This is a genomic window from Metabacillus sp. B2-18, from assembly GCF_021117275.1.
Taxonomy (GTDB): Bacteria; Bacillota; Bacilli; order Bacillales; family Bacillaceae; genus Metabacillus.
The window spans coordinates 723,500-747,737 of the sequence record NZ_CP088245.1; the positions used below are offsets into that span (position 1 = coordinate 723,500).

The window sequence follows — 24,238 nt, forward strand, 5'->3', positions numbered from 1 at the left end:
CTCTCTATAGGGTGCTTTTTTGTATAATGTAAGCATCACAACTACAGACATAACTTGGAGACGGAGAATCATGAGTAAAAAGCTATTTACAGAAAAAGAAATCAAACTATTATCTAAAAACCCATATGTGAAATCGGTCAGTTCAAAGGGAATTACTTACTCGGATGAGTTTAAACAACATTTTGTATCTGAATTCAGTAAGGGGAAGCTTTCAAGACAAATCTTTGAAGAAGCTGGATTTGATGTTGAAATTATTGGCATGCAAAGAATTAAATCTTCTTCAGAGCGTTGGAGAAACACTTATAAAACTGAAGGCTTGTTGGGGCTTAAAGACACTAGGAAAAATAATTCTGGAAGACCGCGAGTAAAAGAACTGTCCCTTGAGGAGAAGTATGCAAGATTAGAAGCTAAGATGAATCTTGTAAAGGCAGAAAATGAACTCCTAAAAAAGATTCGTATGTTAGAAAGGGGGCTGAAGAAGTAAGGCTTCCTTCTAGTCAGAGGTACATTCTTATTCGTGAGGTTATTGAAAAATACAACCTAAAACACATGGTGAAATTCCTTTGTGACGTTGCCGGGGTGTCACGAAGTGGTTACTATAATTATTTCTCAGCTAAGTCCGAAGAACAAAGGAAACGTCAGGAAGTGAGGGATGAAGAAGCTAAAGCATTAATTTTAAAAGCCTTCCACTTTAAAGGTCGAAAGAAAGGGGCACGCCAAATTAAGATGACATTGGCGGGTCAATTTCAGTGTGTCTTTAATTTGAAACGTGTTCGCAGAATTATGAAGAAATACAATATTTTCTGTCCTATTAGAAAAGCTAACCCATATAAAAGAATGATGAAGGCAACCCAAGAACATCGCGTTGTGCCAAACATATTAAACCGCCAATTTAAGCAAGGGATTCCATATAACGTACTTCTTACTGACATCACTTATATGCATTACCATAATGGCCAAAGAGCTTATTTATCAGTAATTAAAGATGGATCAACAGGTGAAATTCTAGCTTATCATCTATCGGATCGTATCACCATGGAGTTAGCTACAAACACCTTGCACAAGTTAAAGAAGAACCGAAACTATAAGAAAGCTAAAGACGCTCTCATTCATTCAGATCAAGGAACTCACTACACCCATCCAGGATTCCAAAAGCTTGTGAAGAAAATGGGATTACGGCAATCTATGTCTAGACGGGGAAACTGTTGGGATAACGCACCAATAGAATCATTCTTTGGCCACCTTAAAGACGAAGCAAATATTAAGCCATGTAAAACTTTGGACGAACTAAAACGCGAAATGGACAAATACATCACTTACTATAACCATCATAGATATCAATGGAACCTAAAAAAGATGACCCCTGTAAAATACAGAGATCATCTTCTTCAGGCTGCTTAATGCCTTTTTTTAAAACTGTCCTTTACAAAGGGTACATTTTAACTAAGGCAGTTCCTCAATTTATCTTCCAAATAACACGAGCTTCCCAGCTGAAGATGTACAGCGGTGTGTTTTATCTGTATAATTTTGTTCTTCTAATTTACGTTGTCCAATTTCTTTTGCTTCATTTTCAGATTGAGCTTCAAAGCTCTCATCTAAAAGTTTTTCCCCATTTTTTTCAAAAACCGTTAAATAGTAAGTCCCCATCTTCATTTCCTCCCCTTGTTGTAAACATTATAATTATATAATTCTTACTTCTATTATACTTTTCCTGCAGAAATATGAAACATTCTTTTGCCAAATTGGAAGTGTTAGGATGCAGATACGAGTTTATTTTCGAGGCCATAGAACAATAATGATTTCCAATTTTCATCTGTTTTTCTCATACATAGGAGAACGATAAGTTTCATGTACGAAAATTAATCTTCACAGAACGTGCATTCGTATTTTAGAGATGATAATATATAAGTAGGGAATATTAATTGTTTACGTGGTTTATAAAGGATGGGACATATATGAGTTCAATCAAGTTTATACATGCAGCTGATCTCCATTTGGACAGCCCGTTTATCGGATTAAAGCATATGCCTTCTAATCTTTTTGAAAGAGTGAGAGAAAGTACGTTCTTAGCATTTTCTAGAATGATATCACTTGCGATTAAAAGAAAAGTGGATTTTTTATTACTTTCAGGTGATTTGTACGATGAAGATGAGAGAAGTTTAAAGGCCCAGTTAAAGCTAAAAAGAGAATTTGAGCGATTAGAACAAGCGGGAATCCAAGTTTATATTATACATGGAAATCATGATCATATGAGTGGGAAGTGGATTGATCTTAAGTGGCCTGAAAATGTTCATGTTTTTTCAAGTCATTCTGTTGAAATGAAGGAATATCGTAAAAATGATATACCGCTCGCCTATATTTATGGTTATAGTTATCCAACCCGATCTCTTCAGGAAAATATAACCTCTCAATATATAAAAAAGGAAAATCCTTCTGTGTATCATATTGGTATGCTACATGGGTCGATAGAGGGCAGTCAAGAGCATGATGTGTATTGTCCGTTTAAGCTTCATGAGCTAATTGACAAAGAATTTAACTATTGGGCTCTAGGACACATTCATAAGCGTCAGATTTTATATGAAAATCATCAAGTGGTTGCTTATTCAGGAAACATACAAGGACGACATCGTAAGGAAACTGGAGAAAAGGGCTGTTATTTAGTTGAATTGGAAGAAGGAGAAACGAAAAGTACGTTTGTTTCTACTGAAGAAATCTTGTGGGAAGACGTTGAAATATCAATTGATGGACTTCATCACTTTTCAGAATTACTGAACAAATGTGAGACAGCCATTGAATACATTCAAAAGAAAGCTCAGCCAACATGTTTAACAATCGCTTTAACAGGGGCAGGTTCTTTAGCCAATACTCTGCAGCAACAGGACATTGCTCAGGATATTATAGATATTTTTAATGAACGTGCTGAGGAGCAGGAAAACTTTGTTTGGATTGTGAAACTTATTAATAAAACATATAAAAAGAGGATTGATGCTCCTAAGCTTTCCACTTTCTATACTGATTTGCAAAAAACAGTAGATGACTATCATTCATTTGAAGAAGTGATAAACCCACTTATTAAGCACCCAGTATATCGGAAATATTTTAAAGAATACACCTTAGAAGAACAAAAGCAGCTACTGAAGAAAGCGGAGAAATTATTGCAAAACGAACTTTTACAACAAGGTGAAATAAAGTGAGGTGAACTCTTTGAAAATTGAAGAATTACATATTTATGGTTACGGTAAATTCGAAAATCAGCATTTTTATTTAGGCAAATCCAACCTACTTGTATTTTATGGGGAAAACGAAGCCGGAAAATCTACAATTATGTCATTTATACATAGCGTTTTATTTGGCTTTCCCACTAAACAACAAGCAGAAAATCGTTATGAGCCTAAACGAGCAACAAGCTATGGAGGTTATTTAATTTTAAGAAGTGAAGAGAACAGGCGACTTAAAATAGAAAGAGTACCAGGAAAATTTGGTGGGCAGGTCACAATTGAGATGGAGGATGGAACAACAAGAGATGAAGAATATTTAGGTGAATTATTATCTGGTTTAGATAAAGAAACGTATCGATCTATCTTCTCGTTTGATGTTCATGGCCTACAGCAAATTCATAAAATGAGTTCAGACCAAGTTGGGAAATTTTTATTTTTATCAAGCATTTATGGTGCCGATGCATTATTTACGATTGAGGACAAATTAACAAAGCAACAGGAACTCATTTATAAGCCGAATGGTAAGAAACCAACATTAAATGAAGAGCTAGTAGTATTAAAGGATAGCGCTGCTAAGATGTTAGAAGCTAAAAGAAAAAATAGTGACTACGAGCAATTATTAAAAGCAAAAGAATCCTTAAAGGAAAAGCTATCTCAAGTAGTAGTTGCAAAAAAAGAAAATATGTCTTTACAGAGAGAGTTAGAAAGAATAAAATCTGTTATTCCCCTCATTAAGGAAAGAAACTGGTGCTTAGAACAATTGAAATCCTTGCCTGACACAGAGCATTTTCCGGAGGATGCCATTCAGCAGCTAGATCAGTTTAATATGTCTATTCAGCCAATTGAGATCAAATTAAATTCTTCAAAAAGTAACTATGAGCAAGTGAACAAAGAGCTGGAAGATTTACTAATAAATGAAGCATATATTCAAAATAAAAAAGCGATTCATGAAGCACGTGAACAATTTGCTCTTTTTGATGAAAAGCAAAAGAAACAATCTCATTTAGTAAAGAGAATTGAACAATTACAGTATGAAATTGAACTTCTTAAACAAAGACTCTATCCACATATTAGTGATGAGGAAATATTGGAAATACATGCAACCATTCCGATGAAGGAAGCAATAAAGAAGATTATACTTGAGGATCAGCAGGCTCAGCAAAGAAAGCAGATGTTGGATGAGCAGTTTGAGCAATCAAGAAATTCAATTGAAGAAACTGAATGGAAAATAAATGAGTTGCATAAAGAAGAGCTACCTGATGATGAAAGAAAGAATTTGGAACAGAAGGTCGAAGAATATAAAAATTTTAATACGAATCAACTTCAACAAGAACGAGAGAGACTTTTAAATGAATTAACTAGGCGTAAGAAAGAGCATAAACAGGAGAAAAAGCAAGGATCGATGTTAATTTATTTCTTAGTGATACTTTCCCAAATTGGAACGATATGGTCCTTCATCCAGCAGCATTGGATACTTTTACTAGTGTGTATCGCAATAGGTGTTAGTTTCATTCTTCAAGTGAAAAATAAAAAAACGAAAAAAGATCCACTTCTTCTGCATTTAACAATGGAGCTTGAGAAAATTGAAGTGTATTTAAAAAAGGGAATGGCATATGAATCATCCTCTTCTCAATCGCTACCAGAATTAATTCATCTTCTTAATCATGACCAAAAAATAAAACAAATGCTCCACCATGAGCAACTACTTTTTCAGCAACAAGAGAGAAACTACGAAAGAATTGTCAAGCAATATGAGGAGTGGGAAAAAACTCAGTTTCAATTAAAACAAAAGCAAGCTCATTTAGCTAAGTTGTTGAAGATTGATGAACATGCATCATCAGAGGCACTTTTAGAAGCATTTGAGTTATTGCAACAACTTCAGCATCTTATCCTTGAAAAGAACAAATTTATTGCTGAGGAAAAGTTGATAAAACAGGAATTGTTGAAGTATGAACAAATGGTTAGTGAGATCATAAAGGCTTGTGATATTGAAGGAAATTCAATCGAACAAACTGTTCATGAGTTGTTTAAGCAATTGAGCATAGAAGGAACAAAGAAGGAAAAACAAAAACAGTTATTAGAAAAAAGAAGAGAGTTGGATGAAGAACTTAGTGAATATGTTCAAAGCACTACATTTTTAAAACAGCAAAAAGAAGATTTTATCAAAAGTAGTGGATGTGAAACAGAAGATGAGTTCCGCAAACAAGCAAAATTGCATGAACAACGAGAAGCAGTAAGAAAGCAAAAGCAATGGATTGATAAACAGTTAGCTACAGAAAAAGACATTGATATTGAAACACTTTCCAACACAAAAATTGACGATATTGAGGTAAGGTTACAAGAGATAGAGGAGGAAATAAACGTACTTGAAGCAAGTGAAAGGGAACTCCAACAAGAACAATCCAGTACTCTCATTAAATTAGAAGAGATGGAACAGAGCGGAACATATTCAAATCTAAGGCATTCTTTTGAAAATAAAAAGGCTATTGTTAAAGAGGAAGCAGAAAAATGGATGGTTAGAGCACTTGCTAAAGATTTGCTACAAAAAACAGTTCAGCGACACAGAGAAGAAAAATTACCTGAGTTACTGACATCCATAACTTACTTTTTTACAAGACTTACATCTAAGATGTATCACAATGTATATTTACCAAGTGATAAGCAGTCATTTATAGTGGAACGACATGATGGAACAAAGTTTTTTGCTGAAGAGTTAAGTCAAGCAACCTCGGAACAACTGTATTTATCGATACGACTAGCGATTATAAAAAATATTAACAAGCAAGTGAATTTGCCAATTATTATGGATGATAGCTTTGTACATTTTGATCATCGCAGAACATCAAACACCATTTCTTTATTAAATGGACTTAAAGAAGAGAATCAAGTGATTTATTTTACATGTCACGAGCATATCGCAAATACCTATCAGTCTCAGAATATGGTTAACCTATCACAAATAAATGTTAGTTAGTTTGGGTTAATGAAAGTGTTTTGCAGCCGAAAGAATAAAGGAACTATGCTATACTAGCCATACGATTATAAATTGATGATGTTTGAAAGATTGGCGATCACAGCAATGCCAAAAATGTAAGAAGCGAAATAATAAAGAAGATCCAACCGAGAGGAGCATATATAAATGGGAAAAGGGATTTTGCATTATGACGTTGGAGAACAAGTTGAAGTACACCTACTAATCAAAACTTCCACTAAAGGAATTGCAAGCAATGGTAAAGCTTTTTTAACTTTAATTTTACAAGACACATCAGGGGAAATAGAAGCAAAGCTTTGGGATGCATCACAGGATGATGAAGTCCTCTATTCCCCGCAAAGCATTGTCAAAGTATTAGGAGATATTCATCATTATCGTGGACGAAATCAGTTGAAAATTCGCAAGATCCGTCCGAAGCATGACGAAGAGCAAATTGAGATTTCAGATCTTCTCGAAACTGCACCTATAGCAAAAGAAGTGATGAATGAGAAGATTACACAATACATTTTTGAAATGAAAAACTCAAATATCCAACGTATTACAAGATATTTATTGAAAAAGCACGGTGCTGCTTTTATTGAATATCCAGCAGCGACAAAAAACCACCACGAGTTTGTATCTGGTTTAGCCTATCATGTTGTTTCAATGCTTGATTTGGCAAAATCAATAGCTGCTTTATATCCTAGTCTAGATACAGATCTTCTTTATGCTGGAGTTATTCTACATGATTTAGGAAAGGTTACTGAATTGTCTGGACCAGTTAGCACAACTTATACAGTTGAAGGAAACCTTATAGGTCATATATCCATTATGGTAAATGAAATTGCTAAAGCAGCTGAACACCTTCAAATCGAAGGGGAAGAAGTAGTAGTCCTACAGCACCTCGTTTTAAGTCATCATGGAAAGGCTGAATGGGGTAGTCCAAAACCACCTATGATCAAAGAAGCAGAAATTTTACATTATATTGATAATCTTGATGCAAAAATGAATATGATGGATCGTGCCCTTGAACGAGTTAAGCCAGGGGAATACACAGAAAGAGTATTTGCTCTTGATAACCGTTCCTTTTATAAGCCAACATTTCATAAATAAATAGGAATAAAATCGCTATTTCGTTCATATTCTCCTACAAAAGAGCTTGTTCAAGTGTACAAGTCTTTAAAAGGGGAGGAAGTATAATGTTTGTTATGCCGTGGTGGATTTATTTATGTATTATAGGGATTCTTGTAAGTGGATATATGGCGTTTAAAACAGCACGACAAGATAAACAAATTGATGATACGTTCATTGAACAGGAGGGTCAAGTGTATCTTGACCGTATTGAAAAGGAACGTCAGAAAAAAAGAGATCTATTAACACAGCAACCGGAGCTACAAGACGATCAAACAGCAAGCTAAGATATTTCTACAAACAAAGGCTCTCGTCAAAACGACGAGAGCCTTTAATTATTGGAATTATTCTTTTGTTTCTTCTTCTTTTTCTGCTGGTTCTTCTGCTGCTTTAAAAGTATCCTTTAAATCTTCATCCTTCACTTCTACATTTGATTCTTCAATTGCTTTGTCTAACGCATTTTGAATTGTATCAGGTTGTTGGATTTTTTGGTTGCGTACTTCTTCTTTTAAGGATTCTTTCATTTCTTCAAGTGGTTTCACTGTTTCTGTTACTTTGATGATGTGGAAACCATAATCTGACTTAACAGGTGCACTTACTTCACCTTCTTTTAATTTAAAGGCTGCATCCTGGAATTCTTTAACCATTGCACCTTCACCAAACCATCCAAGATCTCCACCGTTTTGAGCTGAACCAGGATCTGTAGAGTATTCTTTTGCAAGATCTTCAAATGATTCACCCGCATCTAATTTTTCCTTTACTTCTTTTGCCGTTGCTTCATCTGCAACTAAAATATGGCTTGCTCTAATTTGACCTTCCAGTGTATCGTAGTAAGCCTTAATATCTTCATCTGTAACTTCGGCTTCAGCTTCAGCTGCTTTCTTTCTAAGCAGATCCACTTTGACCATTTGTTTTACAACATCTTCACCTTGAGTTTGGACAACACTTTCAAATTGAGCACCGTATTGTGTTTTTAAGTTATCAAATTCACTTTGAACTTCTTCATCCGTTACTTCATATTTTTCACTTAATACTTTTTCATGAACGAGCTCTGTTAACACATCTGCACCGAAACGAGCCTTCATTGCATCGTAGAATTCGTCCTTCGTAATATTACCAGCTTTTGTTTCTACAACAACTTCAGAGTCAGCATTATTGTTGCAAGCACTTAGTGCAAGTATGCTAGTTGCTGCTGCTAATACAATTGCGATCTTTTTCATCTTTACTACAACTCCTAGTTATGAAATTTAAACAGTATCTAGCTTGCTATGTATTCCAGGGTAGTACAAGAAATACTATACCATATTGTGACAAGTTCAAAAAGTTTTTTCAGATTAAGCGTGCTATTGGAGAATGGTTACCATTAAGTATCTTCTCCAAATATGAAGAAGGCTAAAATCATGTAATAAAGAAAACTCATTAACAGTGTTGCTGTATAGATGAAATTACAATCTTAAAATAACCTTTTACAAAAAATAAGCTAATTCCTCAAATCTGGGCAAACGTCCAAACAAAAAGCAAAAATTTATATAGAATATAAGTGTAAAGAGAAAAGGAGGTAATTAGTTATGAGCTTTGGTTATTCAAATAGCTTTGCTTTGATTGTTGTACTGTTCATTTTGTTAATCATCGTTGGAGCTTCTTACCTTTAATAGACATTAAGATAAAAAAATGAAGGAATTGGGCAAACGTCCAATCATCTCAAGTCAAATGACCATAGAATAAAGTATAAAGATAAAGGAGGATTCATTATGAGCTTTGGATTTTCAAATAACTTTGCTTTGATTGTTGTATTGTTCATTCTGTTGATCATCATTGGAGCTTCTTATCTTTAAATCATACAATGTCTTTATCAGACATTAAGAAAAAATGAAGGAATTGGGCAACAGTCCAATCACATTAGTACAAATGACCATATGATATAGGGAAATAGATAAAGGAGGTAATTAATTATGAGCCACGGTTTTACAGGAAACTTTGCTTTGATCGTTGTATTGTTCATCCTATTAATTATTATTGGAGCTTCTTACCTTTAATAAACTCAAATAAATAAAGATGTATTTGTATCACCTTGAAAAGGGGGTGTAATAATGAGCGGTGCATATACAGGTGGATTCGCGTTAATCGTTGTATTGTTCATCTTGTTAATCATTGTTGGTGCAGCATGGTTATAAGATAAAAATTAAGAAAAGCTAACAGGGTGTCCCTGTTAGCTTTTTTACTTTTAGGTATGTATGGTTTTCTTATTTTTCATTATGAATTTCGAGCCCCGAAGAAAACAAAGACATGCGATATGATAAGACACTCATAATTAATGGTTACAAGATTGGAGCATGAGATTATTTTAACCGAGGCTACTAAGAAGATAAAACATATTAATTAGGTATACAGAATTTCAATATATGAAGAGATTAACAAAATGGTAATAAGAACATTTATTGTTCTAAAAACTTTTGTTTGGCGGTCTTCAGGAATCTCGCGAACTAAGCATAAAGCATTTGTAAGCTTGTTTATATAAAACAAGATAAAGACTGCAAACAAGATAAAGAAGATTATCATTTTGAGATCCCCCTTCCCTCATTATACATATTAGATTACCAGACTATTGGAGAAAAAGATAGCATTGACAACTATTACATTTCAAATATATGTAAAGATAACACTGCACAGGCAAGCCTTAGTAGAAATTCCAGACCCATAGTTGCTCTTATTTTAGCCTAAGTTAAAGCTTTATAACAAATAAAAAAGTGACAAGCCGGAGTAAAATGTACCCTATAGAGTAGACACTTAAAAAAAGTGCTCTCTCTATAGGGTGCTTTTTTGTATAATGTAAGCATCACAACTACAGACATAACTTGGAGACGGAGAATCATGAGTAAAAAGCTATTTACAGAAAAAGAAATCAAACTATTATCTAAAAACCCATATGTGAAATCGGTCAGTTCAAAGGGAATTACTTACTCGGATGAGTTTAAACAACATTTTGTATCTGAATTCAGTAAGGGGAAGCTTTCAAGACAAATCTTTGAAGAAGCTGGATTTGATGTTGAAATTATTGGCATGCAAAGAATTAAATCTTCTTCAGAGCGTTGGAGAAACACTTATAAAACTGAAGGCTTGTTGGGGCTTAAAGACACTAGGAAAAATAATTCTGGAAGACCGCGAGTAAAAGAACTGTCCCTTGAGGAGAAGTATGCAAGATTAGAAGCTAAGATGAATCTTGTAAAGGCAGAAAATGAACTCCTAAAAAAGATTCGTATGTTAGAAAGGGGGCTGAAGAAGTAAGGCTTCCTTCTAGTCAGAGGTACATTCTTATTCGTGAGGTTATTGAAAAATACAACCTAAAACACATGGTGAAATTCCTTTGTGACGTTGCCGGGGTGTCACGAAGTGGTTACTATAATTATTTCTCAGCTAAGTCCGAAGAACAAAGGAAACGTCAGGAAGTGAGGGATGAAGAAGCTAAAGCATTAATTTTAAAAGCCTTCCACTTTAAAGGTCGAAAGAAAGGGGCACGCCAAATTAAGATGACATTGGCGGGTCAATTTCAGTGTGTCTTTAATTTGAAACGTGTTCGCAGAATTATGAAGAAATACAATATTTTCTGTCCTATTAGAAAAGCTAACCCATATAAAAGAATGATGAAGGCAACCCAAGAACATCGCGTTGTGCCAAACATATTAAACCGCCAATTTAAGCAAGGGATTCCATATAACGTACTTCTTACTGACATCACTTATATGCATTACCATAATGGCCAAAGAGCTTATTTATCAGTAATTAAAGATGGATCAACAGGTGAAATTCTAGCTTATCATCTATCGGATCGTATCACCATGGAGTTAGCTACAAACACCTTGCACAAGTTAAAGAAGAACCGAAACTATAAGAAAGCTAAAGACGCTCTCATTCATTCAGATCAAGGAACTCACTACACCCATCCAGGATTCCAAAAGCTTGTGAAGAAAATGGGATTACGGCAATCTATGTCTAGACGGGGAAACTGTTGGGATAACGCACCAATAGAATCATTCTTTGGCCACCTTAAAGACGAAGCAAATATTAAGCCATGTAAAACTTTGGACGAACTAAAACGCGAAATAGACAAATACATCACTTACTATAACCATCATAGATATCAATGGAACCTAAAAAAGATGACCCCTGTAAAATACAGAGATCATCTTCTTCAGGCTGCTTAATGCCTTTTTTTAAAACTGTCCTTTACAAAGGGTACATTTTAGAGCTTATCACTTTTTCTATTTATTTTGAACAAGAACTTCGTAACCATCCTCAAATTCTTCGATAAAACATAGCCTAGGAGCAAAGAGTAGATGTTTTAAAAGGAGAAAATCCGGAACACAAAGTCCAATATGAAATGCCATTGCAATGCTAAAATAATGCATGTAGGTAGGCAAATATATACTCCCAAGTATAAAAAGAATGGAGCAAGCGACAAAAGGTGTTAGAAGTGAAGCAATCATTTCATTTTTTTTCATTCCCTGACATGCTTTTAATTGAATTGTGGGGAATAAATAAAAAAGTTTAATCTTCACTGAAACTCTGCAGCCACAAAGAATTAAAGGAATAATGTGAAGCAGTTTATGAAAAGGAAGCATGCTAATTAATAACAGGACAAACATTAAGAAATGCCCGTCTTTGAGATGTACTTTTGAATAAAGAAGATTAATAGGTAAGTAGGTTAAAATAAACGAAAGAATCATCGTTAATAACGATATTAATATGATTCTGTATAGTCCAATATCTTTTGTAAGATTGATGGTTTTCCAGCAGCTCATCGTCTCACCGTCCACATTTGCTAAAACTAAGTACTACCATACTGTACGACGGTGCAATGAAAAAATCAATATGGATTTTGAAATAGGATCCATTTTAGATAAAAAGTATCAATTTAGATGTTGCTTCATACTTGTTGTTTCATTTTCAATAACAAAAGTATTCGTTAAAACTTTCTTAAAATTCGCTAATACTATAAAATAAAGGACAATAATGTACGAGAAAGAGGGTAACAAATGGATTCTATAGAGAAGCGTTTGGAGACATTGGAATATTATCAAACGTTATTCATTAAAATGCTTGAGCCGGAAAAATTTCCTTTTTATCATATGGTGATGAGTAAAGGATTATCGAAGGAAGAAATTGAAGAAATACATACCGTTTGCCATGAACTTAGTGAAAACCATAATGAACAAAAAGCGCAAGGGTTAGTGATCTTTACAGACCTCCTTACGCAATTTGCCGGCCAATTAAATGCAAAGCTGGATTTATATGAAACAATCCGTGCTTTGCATAAGCAAAAATTATACAGACCTCTTATGGATGATTTTTTGGAATTAATGTAGTGAACGTTCATTAAGTTGATGAAATTAATTGTTCAGACTTAGACTCTTTTTCTTTTCCTTGGGTATCATTGAATGCATCCTCTATACTGTGGAATGACTGTTCAAAGATTTCCATAAAGTCTTCGCCATAGATGTTACGAATAATACACATCATTTCCATCATTTCTGGAAACTTCCCATATAAATTTTGAAGTGGTAAAGCACCTTTTAATACAGAGTTTCTGTCTGGACTAAAGTCTTCTAAAAGCTTTGAAAGTATTTCCTCACCTTGTTTTGTTAGTTTAATATACGTGTTGCGCTTATCATTGGCTTTTTTGGAAAACTCTAAGTAGCCTCTTTCCTCAAGTTTTTTTGAGAAGTTAAAGGCAGTAGAAACGTGCATAACCCCGAATTTAGCAATCTCTGAAATTGAAGCTCCGTTTAAATGATCGGCAATCCATAAAATATGGTGCTCGTTAATATTTAAATCGTATGGCTTTATCCATTGTTGCCAATCCTTTTCAATTGTTTTCCATAATGCTTTACTAAGCTGTGCAACGCGTTGACTAAATAACAAGGCTTCTTTTACCGTAAATTCCCTTTCATTATGTTTCATCAGCCGTCACCCCTGATCTCCCTATTATTATTCTCTATTATGCCAATAAAATAAAGATTAATAAAGATATAAATTTACGAAATTTAAAAAAATTTTGTAAACCCTTTAATATCAATGGTTTAACAATGAAAAAAAGTGTGAAGACAATGCTTGTCCATCACACTTTTCGATGAAATAGAAAAATAATTCATATGTTAAGAGGATTTGTTTTATTTTAAGGTTTGTACAAGTTGTTTTATTTTCATTTCAATTTCTTCAATTTCATTCATCAAATCATTTTTATGTGGTTCAATTTCTTGCTGAAATTGTTCTACTGTTTTTTTAAAGTCAGAGGACACCTCTTTCATGACTACTGAGCCATCCTTTACTGTTTTTATGACTTGTTCTTTCAATGCTTTACTTTCGTTTTTAAGTTGGTGTAAAAGCTCTTCGAGTTGCTTTCGATTTAGGTTTAATTGTCCGCGTAGTTCTTTTCCTGAAGAAGGAGTTGAAAGTAATGTGGCAATGCTGCCGATCACTCCTCCAACAACGAGACCAACTAGTAAAGAATTTTTATTTGCCATTCTTTATCCCTCCATATTTTATGTAGATAATTAAAACATTCGTACAACCTCTTATCAACATACCCAAAGGTGTCTTCAATAAACATTATACATAGATACATGAGAGTTAGCATAAATATTTAGAAAGTCCTTCATTAGTTCCTACTGCTACCCACTTCGGTTCGTGCTTCAATGGACAGGTTTTCGTACATTTGGGCTCTATTAAAGATTTTACTTCAGGGTAGGCAAAACATAATAAGTTGTCACCAAGCTGGCAATTTCAAAAATGCATTAAGATTGAAGGGAGGATGAGCATGTCAGGTGTTATCTTTTTATTTTTTGTCATAAGCTTATTACTATTTATTGGTGCTTTTCATTATTTTAAACTTCTACAACAATCAACATCTTATCCACCTAAAAAGGTAGTTAAACAAAAGGTGTCTGTACTTGCTTCTGGAGGAGTCATCATGCTGTTAATTGGTGTTATTTTAATGGTTTTTAATCAGTAATGGAGATCCGAATGAAAGGTGGACAATGTGGATCTTCGTACTTGAAATAATGAAAGAAAAACCCCGATCATCTGTGATCGGGGTTTTTCTTTATACGTTCTTAAGCAACTGTTAAGTTTTTTGAGCGTTTGAAAATACTTTGAACAATTGGCAGGATAATAATCATGGCTGCTCCATTAAATAAAGTGGCAGGAAGAACAACAGTTAGAAATAATGTTGTAAATGCGACACCACCTGGTAATCCAACAATTAATAAGGCAGCAGTTAAAAAGATTGTTCCTGAAACAATTGTACCAATAACAGCGAGTACAGTAGCTGTGGCAACTTTATTGGCAATTTTCTTTACAACTAAGAATAAGCCGTAAAATACAAATGCTGTAATGATTTTGTCAATGATGTTTGGTAGAAATCCACCAGGGAATGTTGATGTTAACGCAGACAAAAATCCAGTTACAATACCGAGTAATGTAACATGTTTCATACTTGGAAACATAATAATTCCAATAAACATCATCAATAGAATCATGTCAGGCTTCATCCCATTATAGAATGGAGGCATCACCATATGCAAAACAGCCCCAATTGCCGCAAATAAAGATAAAATAACTAATACTCTCGTGTTCATTTTCTCATCTCTCCTCTTCTAATCTCATAAACTAATCTCCCCAATAGTGAACTCATTTCCTATTGCGAGAGCTTATCGTTATTATAGCAACAATTACTTATTCCGTACAGGTTTTTTCTTTGAGTGTTAATACCAAAAAAAGGGGCTGTCCTCCAAATAAGGAATAGCCCCTTACATCTTATTAACTGTTTTGATTTCTAAATTCTGTCATGAATTTCGCTAATGCTTCACATGCTTCCTTAGGTACAGCATTGTAGGTTGAAGCACGGCATCCACCTACAGAGCGGTGACCTGCGAGACCGATAAATTGACGCTCTTTTGCTTCCTGAAGGAATTTTTTTGTAAGTTCCTCGTTCTGAAGTGTGAAGGTAATATTCATTAAAGAACGGCTGTCTTTTTCAGCATGTCCTTTGTAAAAACCATTACTTTCATCAATAGCAGAGTAGATGTAGCCAGCTTTTTCTTCATTGATCTGTTGAATTTGTTTTATTCCACCTTGATCTTTTACCCACTCAAGTACTAAAGAAAGCATGTAAATAGCAAAGGTAGGAGGTGTGTTATATAATGAATTATTTTTAGAGTGAGTTGAATACTTTAAGATGGTTGGAACATCTTCTTTTGCTGTTTCTAGAAACTCTTTCTTCACAATAACAACAGTAACACCAGACGGTCCTAGGTTTTTCTGAGCTCCTGCGTAAATAAGATCAAATTTCTCTACATCAATTTCAGTACAAAGAATATCGCTAGACATATCAGCAATTAATGGAATAGGGCTTTCAGGGTATTCCTTCCACTGAGTACCAAAAATTGTGTTGTTTGATGTAATGTGAAGATAGGCACCATTTTCAACATCAGTTAATGAATAATTTTTTGGGATGTGTGTGTAATTGTCTTCCTTACTTGAAGCTAAAATACGAGTTTCTCCAAATGTTTTTGCTTCTTTTAACGCTTTTTCTGACCATGAGCCAGTTGTAATAAAATGAGCTGTTTGACCTGATTTTAGGAAGTTCATTGGAATCATAGTGAACTGTAGGCTTGCTCCACCTTGTAGGAAAAGGACTTCGTAATTGTCAGGAATTCCTAGAAGCTCTCTTAATAATGAATTTGCACGATTATGCACTTCTTCATAGTCTTTACTACGGTGACTAAGCTCCATAACAGACATACCTGTGTTATTAAAATTCACTAATTCTTTTTGGGCCCGCTCTAGTACGGGTAATGGAATTGCCGCTGGTCCAGCATTAAAATTATATGCTCTCAATGTATTGCCCTCCTTGATATGAACGTAAAATAATACTCATATCCTATCATGAATAGAGAAGGAAATGTAGACTGAAAATTTTCATCTTTGTGAATGTTGGTGCAGAAAACGTTTACATTTCCTTCGAAAAACATTTCTTAATGACTTAGTGTTTGATAAACTACTAAAATAGTAAAGAAAAAATCACATTCTATTCTTTCATGGAAGTTTATGTTTGTATAAACACTTCCAAATACTAAAATGATACAATGAGTAACTGCACACAAAAAGGAGGTTTTCATGACTCTAAGAAAAAAGCTACTAATTGCTTCAATCAGTATTATTTCTATATTTATGTTAATGATCGTTCTATTGGTTGGAATAATCACGAGTCGAATTCATCATATATACGAGCAAGAGCAGGTTACAACGCAAGTTAACCAAACACGTAATTTATTAAATAATGAATTAAAATCTTTGGATCGTTTAAATTTAGACTATGCTGCATGGGATGACACTTTTTCTTTTATTGAAAACAAAAACGATCTTTATATTCAATCGAATCTTACCTCTGAGACATTTCTACAAAACAATATTGATCATATGGTCTTCATAAACAATAGGGGAAAGATTGTTCTTGTTAGACAAATTGATGCTGAAGGAAAACTTAATGAAAATTATATTGATAGTAATTGGCTAGATAGATATAAACTTAAAAAAGTTCTTCATACAAATGAAAAGATAAACGGTTTAATTAAAACTCCTGAAGGAATCATGCTATTATCCGCTCGCCCGATCTTAAACAGTCAATATGAAGGACCTTCAAATGGAACACTTATTTTTACTAGAAAGTTAGATCAAGAACTTGTTAGTGAATTAGGCAATATCATTGAGCTTGATCTTTCGTTTTTTCAAGACGCACCTAAGAAATTGTCTAAACAAGAGATGGAGCAATTAGAAAATGAAAATTTATATATTGACGAGGTAAGTGATACTACAATAGCAGGCTACAGTGTTCTAACGGATCTGAAAGGTGATCCACTTTCTTATATTGAAGTGAAAAGTGAAAGAACCATTTATAAAAATGGTAGGATGTTAATTCTATTAAATCTACTTTCATTTCTAGCCCTTGTAACAATTATTTGTACTTTACTTTATTTTACTTTTGATAAGATATTCGTTTCGCGAATCTTATCGTTAAAGCAAAGTATTGCCAACATTCGTTCCTACAACAATAATGTAAATAGCGTTGGTAGTCACGGCGATGATGAGATTGGCCACTTAGCAATGCAAATAAACGATATGCTTACAACACTTGAAAAATATAATAACAAATGGAAGAAAAGAGCAAATTTTGATTCCCTTACTAATCTCCCTAACAGAGGATATCTAACAAAAAAAATGAATGATTTAATTTCAGCTGAAGAAGAATTTGCTGTATTTTTTATGGATTTAGATGGTTTTAAGGAAGTGAATGATTCTTATGGTCATGAAACAGGTGATAGTTTATTACAGCTTGTAGCTGAACGGCTTAAACATATCGTTCGTGAGGGTGACACAGTATCAAGGCTTGGTGGAGATGAATTCGTTTTGCTTGTAAATATGAAGAGGGACGAAGATCAATTAAGAATATTAGCTGACAGAGTGATCAAGAAACTGAATGAACCTTATAAAATCAATAAGATTGTGATCACTGTATCGGCAAGTATTGGGATAGCACAATCGCCTAAACATGGGACAGATTATCATTCCCTTATTAAGATGGCAGATGAAGCCATGTATATAGCAAAGAAGGCAGGAAAAAACAATTTTTATTTATTGTCATGAAAAAACAAAAGGGCCGTCATGGCCCTTTTATTTAATTCCTTCTTTAATTGTGTTAGCAATTTCTTGGAGATCTTCTGGTGTATACTGATCTGCATGTGACTTCCATACAGCACCAAATCCGTCTCCCTTGCCGTATCTTGGCAGAATATGCATATGATAATGAAAAACAGATTGTCCGGCCTTTTCTCCATTATTGTTAAGTAAATTTAGGCCAACAGGCTGAAATTCCTCTTTTATGGAGTTGGCAATTTGAGGAACAACCTCAAATAATTTACTCGCAATTTCAGGTGTTAATTCATAAATGTTTTCTCTATGTACTTTTGGAACAACCAGCGTATGTCCTTTCGTTACCTGGCTAATGTCTAGAAAGGCAATCACATGTTCATTTTCAAATACTTTTGCACTTGGAATTTCTCCCTTAACAATTTTACAAAAAATACAGTCACTCATTTTTTTCACTTCCTTCAAAAAAATTCTTATTCAACAGCTTTCAACATTATTTGTAAAGCAAGTATGTTATGTTTAACTACTAGAAATCCATCTCATTTTCGAAACAACTATATTTTACCATAAGAGAAAAGAAAAAGAACAGAGTGAAACGAATGTTCACCCTGTTCCCGAGGAAGGAAAAAAACTCATATTATGGGAAAATGTCTTTGATAAACACCTCATTTAACATTTAGATTTAAATGCTATCTGATGTGTGAAGACCATTGTTCAATGCAATCATCCCCTTGTTACAAAATAAACGTTCTAACATTTCGGAAACTGTATTTTGACAAACACCTCATTTATAAAATGATGCTAATACAGAGCGTTTATTTTCAGAAAATAGCGGCCCGTAGACACCTCATTTCGTGAGTGTTCTATCATCAATGGGTAAAAACAATATAATTGTCTTTGACAAACACCTCATTTAACATTTATTTAAATGCTATCTGATGTGTGATGACCATTGTTCAATACAATCATCCCCTTGTTAGTTGTTTATATAACATAACAAAAAGTAGAATTGTCTTTGACAAACACCTCATTTACAAAATGATGTTTCATTCAGGCTTCTAATTCAAAAGAATAGCGGCCCGTAAACACCTCATTTCGCGAGTGTTTTTTTTCAATGGTTAAGCAATGATCCCTTGAGTTTAAAGAAATTGTCTGGGACAAACACCTCATTAAAAGGTTTTTGTTTAAACAATTAACCCTTCCTCACTAATTATGATGTCCCGTAAATACAAGATTATGCGAAAAAGTTTTCTAAGTTTAGGCAAGTGATTTAAATTTTGATACTATAAAAAGGAAGGTAGCGAAAAAAGTCTTAAATTTTTTTTGCAAAACTAAATCAACAAATTAAAAAATAAAAGGAGAAACGTGAACATGACGCTTCTAAAGGTTGAACATTTAACAGGCGGGTATACTAGAAAACCGGTCTTAAAGGATATTTCATTTGAGGTGGAAAAAGGTAATATTGTTGGCCTCATCGGTCTAAATGGTGCCGGTAAAAGTACAACAATCAAACATATTATTGGCACAATGGAGGCTCATAAAGGACAAGTCTCCATTAACGGAAATACATTTGCTTTAGATTCTGCAGCCTATCGTTCACAATTTAGCTTTATACCAGAAACACCGATTTTATATGATGAGTTAACACTATATGAACATTTAGAGCTAACAGCGATGGCATATGGAATTGATAAGGACACTTTCGAAAAACGACTTCAGCCCTTATTAAAGGAATTTCGGATGGAAAAGAGGTTAAAGTGGTTTCCAGCTCACTTCTCAAAGGGTATGAAGCAAAAGGTCATGATAATGTGTGCCTTCTTAGTTGAACCTGAGCTTTATATTATTGATGAGCCTTTTGTTGGATTAGACCCATTAGCTATAAATTCATTATTGGAAATGATGGATCAAGCGAAAAAACAAGGCTCAGGTATTCTTATGTCAACACACATACTAGCAACAGCGGAAAGATATTGTGATTCTTTTATTATTTTACATAACGGAGAAGTTCGCGCAAAAGGAACATTACTTCAATTAAGGGAACAGTTTGGGATGAGAGACGCGACTTTAGATGATCTTTATATTCAGTTAACAAAGGAAGATCAAGATGAAGAGCGTTAATGAGATATGGCAAACACGAGTAAATCAACATATAAATGAAACTAGAATGTACTTGAAGTATATGTTAAATGACCACCTTCTTTTTGTTTTTATTTTTTTAGGAGCAGGTGGAGCTTTAACTTATCAAAGATGGCTTGAAACATTATCTCCTGATTTTCCAGCTATCGTAATTATGACATTCACCTTTGCGTTTATCGTCATAACGTCAAGTGTTCGAACATTGTTGAAAGAAGCTGACATTGTTTTTTTACTACCGATGGAATTTAAACTAAGAGGTTATTTTCAAAAAGCTTTTAGATACAGTTTTATGACACAAAGCTTTCTCGTTATTGTTCCTTTAATATTATTTACACCCTTGTATTTTAAGGTAACAGATGCAAACGGAAGGACCTTACTTATTTGCTTGGGACTCTTACTACTCGTCAAGTTTTGGAATTTAAGGGTAAGCTGGGCGATGAGTTTTTATACAGAAGCTTCAGCAAAATGGAGTGATCTGATTGTTCGATTTGTATTAAATGTATCTGTTATTTATTTTATTCTCTCTCAGGATTACCTTTTCTTAATTGTTCTGTTTGTTATTATGACAGGGTATGTTTTATATTTTTCAAACAATGTGAAACAAAAGGCATTAAAATGGGAGCAGCTTATTAAAAGAGAAGAAGGAAAGAAGCAATCTTTTTATAAGCTTGCAAACTTATTTACAGATGTGCCTAAGCTTAAGAAACAGGCTAAGCGTCGGGCTTATCTTGATTGGATGGTCAAGCAAGTAAAGTATCATCAGGAAAATGTATATGAGTATTTGTATGTGCGTGCATTAATTCGATCAGGCGATTATTTGGGCATTATTGTTCGGCTAACAATCATCGGAAGCATTATCTTGTCATTCTTAAATGAACAGTTAACAGGCTACATCGTTGTATCAATTCTATTTATTTTTTTAACCGGCATTCAGATCATGAGTTTATATAAACACTTTGAATTATTAGAGCTGACTAACTTATATCCGCATGCTGAAAAGAAAAGATTATCAAGCTTCTTAAAAATAATGTTTACAATATTTTTGGTTCAAACAGTGATTTATTCACTCATCACATTCCTTTTTGCAACTGTTTCTATTTTTGTCGGAACCCTTATTGCAACAGCTTTATTTTCCTATCTTTTTGTTTTTATTTATATGAAAAATAGAATAAAGAAAAATGAAAAGGATGTTTAGGTATGAGCTACGAATTACAAGCTGCTGAAGAAGCGAAAATGTGGAAACAGAAGCTATTGAGAAAAGCATCGTTTTGGGAGCGTTCATCTAAGAAAGCACAAAACAAAATGAACGGAATGATTCCAGAAAAAGTACACCATACTGTTACCGAGAGTATTAAAAAGATGGTCGAGGCAACATTACTAGGATCTAATATCACAACATTTCCTAAAAATGTTGAGGACCTAACATTTGAGCAACGAGAAAACTTGGTGAGAAAATCAATTGGAATGTATAAAAAAACAGCTGCAATTGAAGGGGCTTCAACGGGAGCAGGTGGTCTTCTTTTAGGCTTAGCAGATTTTCCGTTATTTCTTAGTATTAAAATGAAGTTTCTTTTTGAAGTTGCAAACCATTACGGATACAGTACGAAGGAATATGAGGAAAGATTATTTTTGCTTTATGTGTTTCAACTAGCCTTCTCTAGTGAAACACATAAAGAAGACACTCTTGCAATCATTGAAAATTGGGAAACAAAAAAAGTAGAAATCAAAGACTTAGATTGGCGTATCTTTCAACAAGAATATCGAGACTATATAGATCTTGTAAAACTAATGCAAATACTTCCAGGAATCGGCGCTGTTGTTGGTGGTGTAGCCAATTATCATCTCGTACAACAGCTTGGGGAATGTGCAATGAATAGTTATCGGTTGAGGGTGTTTTGAGTGCCTGTCACTTCCCGAAGGTTGTCGAATGAATACAATAGTATACACAACAAAGGCAGGGCTAACACAGCTCCTGCCTTTTTATTGTTATCCTTGTTCTATAGCGGATGGATTTTTGACGTGATCAATTTGGTATTGAATAGCAGCTTTACAAAGTGTTTTAGCAGCAATAAGTAGAGCTTTCTCATCAATATCAAATTTGGGATGGTGATGAGGATATACATTTTCCGCGTTCACAGGCTTTGCTCCAGTAAAGAAAAAAGTTCCTTTCATATTTTGTAGATAATAGGAAAAATCTTCCCCACCCATTTGAAGTGGGCTTTCCTCAACTTCATAAACACCTGGCACGCTTGGTGCAATTTGTTTTAAAAACTCTGTTTCTTCCTCATGATTAACAACCGCTGGGTATCCTCTAAAATATTCATACTCATAATCTGCATCGCTCATAAGACAAGTTCCTTTTACAACCTTTTCAATTTCACGTTCAATTTGTGTACGAACATCTTCATCAAAGGTCCTGGCTGTGCCAATAAGCTTTGCTGAATTTGCAATAATGTTAAAGGCATTTTCTGCAACAAATGAACCAACTGTTACTACAGCCGATTGAATTGGATCTACTCTGCGGCTGACAATTTGTTGTAAACTTGTTACCACTTGAGATCCTATTAAGATTGCATCCTTTGTTTTATGAGGTTGTGCACCATGTCCGCCTTTTCCACGAATAGTAATTTCAAAGCGGTCTGCAGCAGCCATTAAGGGACCAACACGATACTGAATTGTACCGACAGGTTCAGTAGCCCATAAATGTGTACCAAAGATTACATCAACACCGTCTAAGCAGCCGTTTTGAATCATGGATCTCGCTCCACCTGGTGCGTATTCTTCTGCATGTTGGTGAATTAGGACAATATTTCCGTTAAGCTGATGTCGATTTTCATGAAGGGTTTTTGCTAACACAAGTAATGTTGCTGTGTGCCCATCATGTCCACATGCGTGCATCACGCCAGGAACAGTTGATTTGTATTCAACATCTTTTTCATCTTGAATGGGCAGGGCATCAAAATCGGCTCTTAGCGCAACAGTAGGACCTGGGAGATCACCTTTAATTGTTGCAACAACCCCGTTACCACCAACATTCCCACGTACGTTTACACCAAGTTTTTTATAATAATTTAAAATATATGCAGATGTTTTTTCTTCTTTAAAAGAAAGCTCTGGATGCATATGTAAATATCTGCGAATGGTAACCATTTCTGAAAAATAACTGTCTAGAGTAGACCAGAGATAATCAAGCATCGTATTCCCCCTTAATAGAGATTATTAGTATCTATGAGTTTTCTCATATAAAAAGCCATGTGAAATCATATGTTTACAAAGTAAAATGTATTAAAATAGATTCGTATTAATATTAGATAGATTGTATTGAAAAATTTTGAAAATTTCAAGAAAATAATTTGGAGAAGGAGGGATAATCGTGAAAACAAAAAATATAGTTATTTTATTAACGATATTATTTATAGGATTAATTACTTTAGTAATGTTGAATGCTACAAATAAGTTCGAAACGATAATTGGAGAAACGTTATATTCTTTTCATGATCATGGTATAGCCGCAATATTTGAAGCAATAGGCATGCTTGGATCAACCACCGGAATTATTGTGTCATTATTTATTTTTATGATTGTATTTGCCGTTGTTGAAAAAGGTTTGATTACTTCATCGCTTCTATTTGTTGCTGTTCTATTTGGGAATATTATAAATAAAGCATTGAAGGCTGCCATTGGGAGAGAGCGCCCAACATTTCCCCAACATATTGAAGAAGGATATAGCTTTCCTAGTGGTCATGTAATGGTTGGACTTCTTCTGTTTGGAACAATAACTTATAAACTATTGAAAAAAACAAATGATAAGAAAATGAAACAAATTATTTTAGTTTGTACAAGTTTAATAGTCCTTGTAATTGGGTTGAGCCGACTGTTGGAAGGAGAGCATTTTTTAACAGATGTAATTGGGGGAATGATTGCTGGTTCTCTTTTGCTAATTGGAATTATACATTTAGATTTATATTTACATAAAATAGTCATTACCAGAAAATCAAAAGGCGATATTTCTATTTAAAATTCAGTATAATGAATAAATAAAAAGTAAAATAAGAAACCAACTCCAGCGTATTATTGA

Annotated in this window: 27 protein-coding genes; 17 read left to right on the forward strand and 10 right to left on the reverse strand. The window is 34.1% G+C overall.

From position 1 onward, the window contains the following. Positions 1-70: 70 nt before the first annotated feature. Positions 71-1,401, forward strand: a protein-coding gene (locus tag LPC09_RS03775) for an IS3 family transposase (protein WP_231309011.1) whose coding sequence is annotated in 2 segments (ribosomal slippage) — positions 71-443 and positions 443-1,401 — 1,332 coding nt in all. Because the reading frame shifts where the segments join, the coding sequence is not laid out codon by codon here. Positions 1,402-1,461: 60 nt separating this feature from the next. On the opposite strand, the gene LPC09_RS03780 is transcribed toward LPC09_RS03775, so the two are convergent. Then, positions 1,462-1,647 (reverse strand): YhzD family protein, encoded by a 186-nt coding sequence (locus LPC09_RS03780; protein ID WP_231309012.1) that lies wholly within the window; start codon positions 1,645-1,647, stop codon positions 1,462-1,464. Between the two features lie 308 nt (positions 1,648-1,955). Between LPC09_RS03780 and LPC09_RS03785 the strand changes: the two genes are divergently transcribed. From LPC09_RS03785 to LPC09_RS03800, 4 genes are all read left to right on the forward strand, one after another. Continuing rightward, positions 1,956-3,194, forward strand: coding sequence for a metallophosphoesterase family protein (locus tag LPC09_RS03785; RefSeq protein ID WP_231309013.1), 1,239 nt, complete (start codon positions 1,956-1,958; stop codon positions 3,192-3,194). A gap of 10 nt (positions 3,195-3,204) precedes the next feature. After that, positions 3,205-6,192, forward strand: a complete 2,988-nt coding sequence (locus LPC09_RS03790) for an ATP-binding protein (RefSeq protein ID WP_231309014.1) — start codon at positions 3,205-3,207, stop codon at positions 6,190-6,192. 165 nt (positions 6,193-6,357) lie between these two features. Continuing rightward, positions 6,358-7,302, forward strand: a complete 945-nt coding sequence (gene yhaM / locus LPC09_RS03795) for a 3'-5' exoribonuclease YhaM (protein ID WP_098795284.1) — start codon at positions 6,358-6,360, stop codon at positions 7,300-7,302. 86 nt (positions 7,303-7,388) lie between these two features. Beyond that, complete coding sequence (locus tag LPC09_RS03800) at positions 7,389-7,607, forward strand: sporulation YhaL family protein (RefSeq protein ID WP_098795285.1); 219 nt, start codon at positions 7,389-7,391, stop codon at positions 7,605-7,607. Positions 7,608-7,664: 57 nt separating this feature from the next. Here the strand turns inward: LPC09_RS03800 and LPC09_RS03805 are convergent, their stop codons facing one another. Further along, positions 7,665-8,540: a peptidylprolyl isomerase gene (locus LPC09_RS03805; RefSeq protein WP_098795286.1), complete on the reverse strand. Its 876-nt coding sequence runs from the start codon at positions 8,538-8,540 to the stop codon at positions 7,665-7,667. A 348-nt stretch (positions 8,541-8,888) separates the two neighbouring features. Between LPC09_RS03805 and LPC09_RS03810 the strand changes: the two genes are divergently transcribed. The 4 genes from LPC09_RS03810 (at position 8,889) to LPC09_RS03825 (ending at position 9,494) form a co-directional block, all read left to right on the forward strand. Then, a complete protein-coding gene (locus LPC09_RS03810) occupies positions 8,889-8,972 on the forward strand; it encodes a YjcZ family sporulation protein (RefSeq protein WP_098795287.1) in 84 nt (27 codons plus the stop codon). Positions 8,973-9,071: 99 nt separating this feature from the next. Next, entirely contained in the window at positions 9,072-9,155 is an 84-nt protein-coding gene (locus tag LPC09_RS03815) for a YjcZ family sporulation protein (RefSeq protein ID WP_098795289.1), read from the forward strand. A 117-nt stretch (positions 9,156-9,272) separates the two neighbouring features. After that, entirely contained in the window at positions 9,273-9,356 is an 84-nt protein-coding gene (locus tag LPC09_RS03820) for a YjcZ family sporulation protein (RefSeq protein WP_098795290.1), read from the forward strand. Between the two features lie 54 nt (positions 9,357-9,410). Then, positions 9,411-9,494, forward strand: coding sequence for a YjcZ family sporulation protein (locus LPC09_RS03825; RefSeq protein ID WP_098795291.1), 84 nt, complete (start codon positions 9,411-9,413; stop codon positions 9,492-9,494). Positions 9,495-9,699: 205 nt separating this feature from the next. Here the strand turns inward: LPC09_RS03825 and LPC09_RS03830 are convergent, their stop codons facing one another. Then, entirely contained in the window at positions 9,700-9,879 is a 180-nt protein-coding gene (locus LPC09_RS03830) for a hypothetical protein (RefSeq protein ID WP_098795292.1), read from the reverse strand. Between the two features lie 312 nt (positions 9,880-10,191). On the opposite strand from LPC09_RS03830, the gene LPC09_RS03835 reads away from it, so the two are divergent. After that, a protein-coding gene (locus LPC09_RS03835; RefSeq protein WP_231307539.1) for an IS3 family transposase occupies positions 10,192-11,522 on the forward strand; the annotation gives its coding sequence in 2 pieces (ribosomal slippage) (positions 10,192-10,564 and positions 10,564-11,522; 1,332 coding nt in all). A gap of 57 nt (positions 11,523-11,579) precedes the next feature. Here LPC09_RS03835 and LPC09_RS03840 read toward each other — a convergent pair. After that, positions 11,580-12,119 (reverse strand): DUF3267 domain-containing protein, encoded by a 540-nt coding sequence (locus LPC09_RS03840; protein WP_231309015.1) that lies wholly within the window; start codon positions 12,117-12,119, stop codon positions 11,580-11,582. Positions 12,120-12,353: 234 nt separating this feature from the next. Here LPC09_RS03840 and LPC09_RS03845 point away from each other — a divergent pair, with 234 nt between their 5' ends. Next, a complete protein-coding gene (locus LPC09_RS03845) occupies positions 12,354-12,683 on the forward strand; it encodes a DUF1878 family protein (protein ID WP_098795294.1) in 330 nt (109 codons plus the stop codon). Positions 12,684-12,693: 10 nt separating this feature from the next. Here the strand turns inward: LPC09_RS03845 and LPC09_RS03850 are convergent, their stop codons facing one another. Further along, positions 12,694-13,278, reverse strand: a complete 585-nt coding sequence (locus LPC09_RS03850; RefSeq protein WP_098795295.1) for an HTH-type transcriptional regulator Hpr — start codon at positions 13,276-13,278, stop codon at positions 12,694-12,696. Positions 13,279-13,487: 209 nt separating this feature from the next. Beyond that, entirely contained in the window at positions 13,488-13,841 is a 354-nt protein-coding gene (locus LPC09_RS03855; RefSeq protein ID WP_231309016.1) for a YtxH domain-containing protein, read from the reverse strand. 293 nt (positions 13,842-14,134) lie between these two features. Between LPC09_RS03855 and LPC09_RS03860 the strand changes: the two genes are divergently transcribed. After that, positions 14,135-14,329: a membrane protein YhzF gene (locus tag LPC09_RS03860; protein ID WP_231309017.1), complete on the forward strand. Its 195-nt coding sequence runs from the start codon at positions 14,135-14,137 to the stop codon at positions 14,327-14,329. A gap of 100 nt (positions 14,330-14,429) precedes the next feature. Here LPC09_RS03860 and LPC09_RS03865 read toward each other — a convergent pair whose 3' ends face one another. Together LPC09_RS03865 and serC are read right to left on the reverse strand one after the other, a co-directional pair. Next, the gene (locus LPC09_RS03865; RefSeq protein ID WP_231309018.1) at positions 14,430-14,954 is read right to left on the reverse strand and encodes a tryptophan transporter; all 525 of its coding nucleotides are present in this window, start codon (positions 14,952-14,954) and stop codon (positions 14,430-14,432) included. A gap of 181 nt (positions 14,955-15,135) precedes the next feature. Continuing rightward, complete coding sequence (gene serC / locus LPC09_RS03870; protein ID WP_231309019.1) at positions 15,136-16,215, reverse strand: 3-phosphoserine/phosphohydroxythreonine transaminase; 1,080 nt, start codon at positions 16,213-16,215, stop codon at positions 15,136-15,138. 279 nt (positions 16,216-16,494) lie between these two features. On the opposite strand from serC, the gene LPC09_RS03875 reads away from it, so the two are divergent. Further along, on the forward strand, positions 16,495-18,021 hold the full coding sequence (locus LPC09_RS03875; RefSeq protein WP_231309020.1) for a sensor domain-containing diguanylate cyclase: 1,527 nt from the start codon (positions 16,495-16,497) through the stop codon (positions 18,019-18,021). Positions 18,022-18,048: 27 nt separating this feature from the next. On the opposite strand, the gene LPC09_RS03880 is transcribed toward LPC09_RS03875, so the two are convergent. Beyond that, positions 18,049-18,471, reverse strand: coding sequence for an HIT family protein (locus LPC09_RS03880; protein ID WP_212136070.1), 423 nt, complete (start codon positions 18,469-18,471; stop codon positions 18,049-18,051). Positions 18,472-19,395: 924 nt separating this feature from the next. Here LPC09_RS03880 and LPC09_RS03885 point away from each other — a divergent pair. The 3 genes from LPC09_RS03885 to LPC09_RS03895 are packed head-to-tail and all read left to right on the forward strand — an operon-like array spanning position 19,396 to position 22,059. Then, positions 19,396-20,142: an ABC transporter ATP-binding protein gene (locus LPC09_RS03885; RefSeq protein WP_098795302.1), complete on the forward strand. Its 747-nt coding sequence runs from the start codon at positions 19,396-19,398 to the stop codon at positions 20,140-20,142. Continuing rightward, entirely contained in the window at positions 20,129-21,355 is a 1,227-nt protein-coding gene (locus tag LPC09_RS03890; RefSeq protein ID WP_231309021.1) for an ABC transporter permease, read from the forward strand. The genes LPC09_RS03885 and LPC09_RS03890 overlap by 14 nt, the downstream gene beginning before the upstream one ends. Positions 21,356-21,357: 2 nt before the next feature. Further along, a complete protein-coding gene (locus LPC09_RS03895) occupies positions 21,358-22,059 on the forward strand; it encodes an EcsC family protein (protein WP_231309022.1) in 702 nt (233 codons plus the stop codon). 87 nt (positions 22,060-22,146) lie between these two features. Here LPC09_RS03895 and LPC09_RS03900 read toward each other — a convergent pair whose 3' ends face one another. Continuing rightward, positions 22,147-23,355: a M20 family metallopeptidase gene (locus LPC09_RS03900; RefSeq protein ID WP_231309023.1), complete on the reverse strand. Its 1,209-nt coding sequence runs from the start codon at positions 23,353-23,355 to the stop codon at positions 22,147-22,149. Between the two features lie 178 nt (positions 23,356-23,533). Between LPC09_RS03900 and LPC09_RS03905 the strand changes: the two genes are divergently transcribed. Continuing rightward, positions 23,534-24,178 (forward strand): phosphatase PAP2 family protein, encoded by a 645-nt coding sequence (locus tag LPC09_RS03905; protein ID WP_231309024.1) that lies wholly within the window; start codon positions 23,534-23,536, stop codon positions 24,176-24,178. The last annotated feature ends 60 nt before the right edge of the window (positions 24,179-24,238 follow it).

Coding starts and splice junctions, on each gene's coding strand:
- LPC09_RS03880 (WP_212136070.1), bottom strand. CDS start 18,471: ATGAGTGACTGTATTTTTTGTAAAATTGTTAAGGGAGAAATTCCAAGT.
- LPC09_RS03885 (WP_098795302.1), top strand. CDS start 19,396: ATGACGCTTCTAAAGGTTGAACATTTAACAGGCGGGTATACTAGAAAA.
- LPC09_RS03840 (WP_231309015.1), bottom strand. CDS start 12,119: ATGAGCTGCTGGAAAACCATCAATCTTACAAAAGATATTGGACTATAC.
- LPC09_RS03845 (WP_098795294.1), top strand. CDS start 12,354: ATGGATTCTATAGAGAAGCGTTTGGAGACATTGGAATATTATCAAACG.
- LPC09_RS03825 (WP_098795291.1), top strand. CDS start 9,411: ATGAGCGGTGCATATACAGGTGGATTCGCGTTAATCGTTGTATTGTTC.
- LPC09_RS03805 (WP_098795286.1), bottom strand. CDS start 8,540: ATGAAAAAGATCGCAATTGTATTAGCAGCAGCAACTAGCATACTTGCA.
- LPC09_RS03785 (WP_231309013.1), top strand. CDS start 1,956: ATGAGTTCAATCAAGTTTATACATGCAGCTGATCTCCATTTGGACAGC.
- LPC09_RS03875 (WP_231309020.1), top strand. CDS start 16,495: ATGACTCTAAGAAAAAAGCTACTAATTGCTTCAATCAGTATTATTTCT.
- yhaM (WP_098795284.1), top strand. CDS start 6,358: ATGGGAAAAGGGATTTTGCATTATGACGTTGGAGAACAAGTTGAAGTA.
- LPC09_RS03865 (WP_231309018.1), bottom strand. CDS start 14,954: ATGAACACGAGAGTATTAGTTATTTTATCTTTATTTGCGGCAATTGGG.
- LPC09_RS03815 (WP_098795289.1), top strand. CDS start 9,072: ATGAGCTTTGGATTTTCAAATAACTTTGCTTTGATTGTTGTATTGTTC.
- LPC09_RS03820 (WP_098795290.1), top strand. CDS start 9,273: ATGAGCCACGGTTTTACAGGAAACTTTGCTTTGATCGTTGTATTGTTC.
- LPC09_RS03810 (WP_098795287.1), top strand. CDS start 8,889: ATGAGCTTTGGTTATTCAAATAGCTTTGCTTTGATTGTTGTACTGTTC.
- LPC09_RS03855 (WP_231309016.1), bottom strand. CDS start 13,841: ATGGCAAATAAAAATTCTTTACTAGTTGGTCTCGTTGTTGGAGGAGTG.
- LPC09_RS03860 (WP_231309017.1), top strand. CDS start 14,135: ATGTCAGGTGTTATCTTTTTATTTTTTGTCATAAGCTTATTACTATTT.
- LPC09_RS03830 (WP_098795292.1), bottom strand. CDS start 9,879: ATGATAATCTTCTTTATCTTGTTTGCAGTCTTTATCTTGTTTTATATA.
- LPC09_RS03800 (WP_098795285.1), top strand. CDS start 7,389: ATGTTTGTTATGCCGTGGTGGATTTATTTATGTATTATAGGGATTCTT.
- LPC09_RS03780 (WP_231309012.1), bottom strand. CDS start 1,647: ATGGGGACTTACTATTTAACGGTTTTTGAAAAAAATGGGGAAAAACTT.
- LPC09_RS03850 (WP_098795295.1), bottom strand. CDS start 13,278: ATGAAACATAATGAAAGGGAATTTACGGTAAAAGAAGCCTTGTTATTT.
- LPC09_RS03900 (WP_231309023.1), bottom strand. CDS start 23,355: ATGCTTGATTATCTCTGGTCTACTCTAGACAGTTATTTTTCAGAAATG.
- LPC09_RS03895 (WP_231309022.1), top strand. CDS start 21,358: ATGAGCTACGAATTACAAGCTGCTGAAGAAGCGAAAATGTGGAAACAG.
- LPC09_RS03890 (WP_231309021.1), top strand. CDS start 20,129: ATGAAGAGCGTTAATGAGATATGGCAAACACGAGTAAATCAACATATA.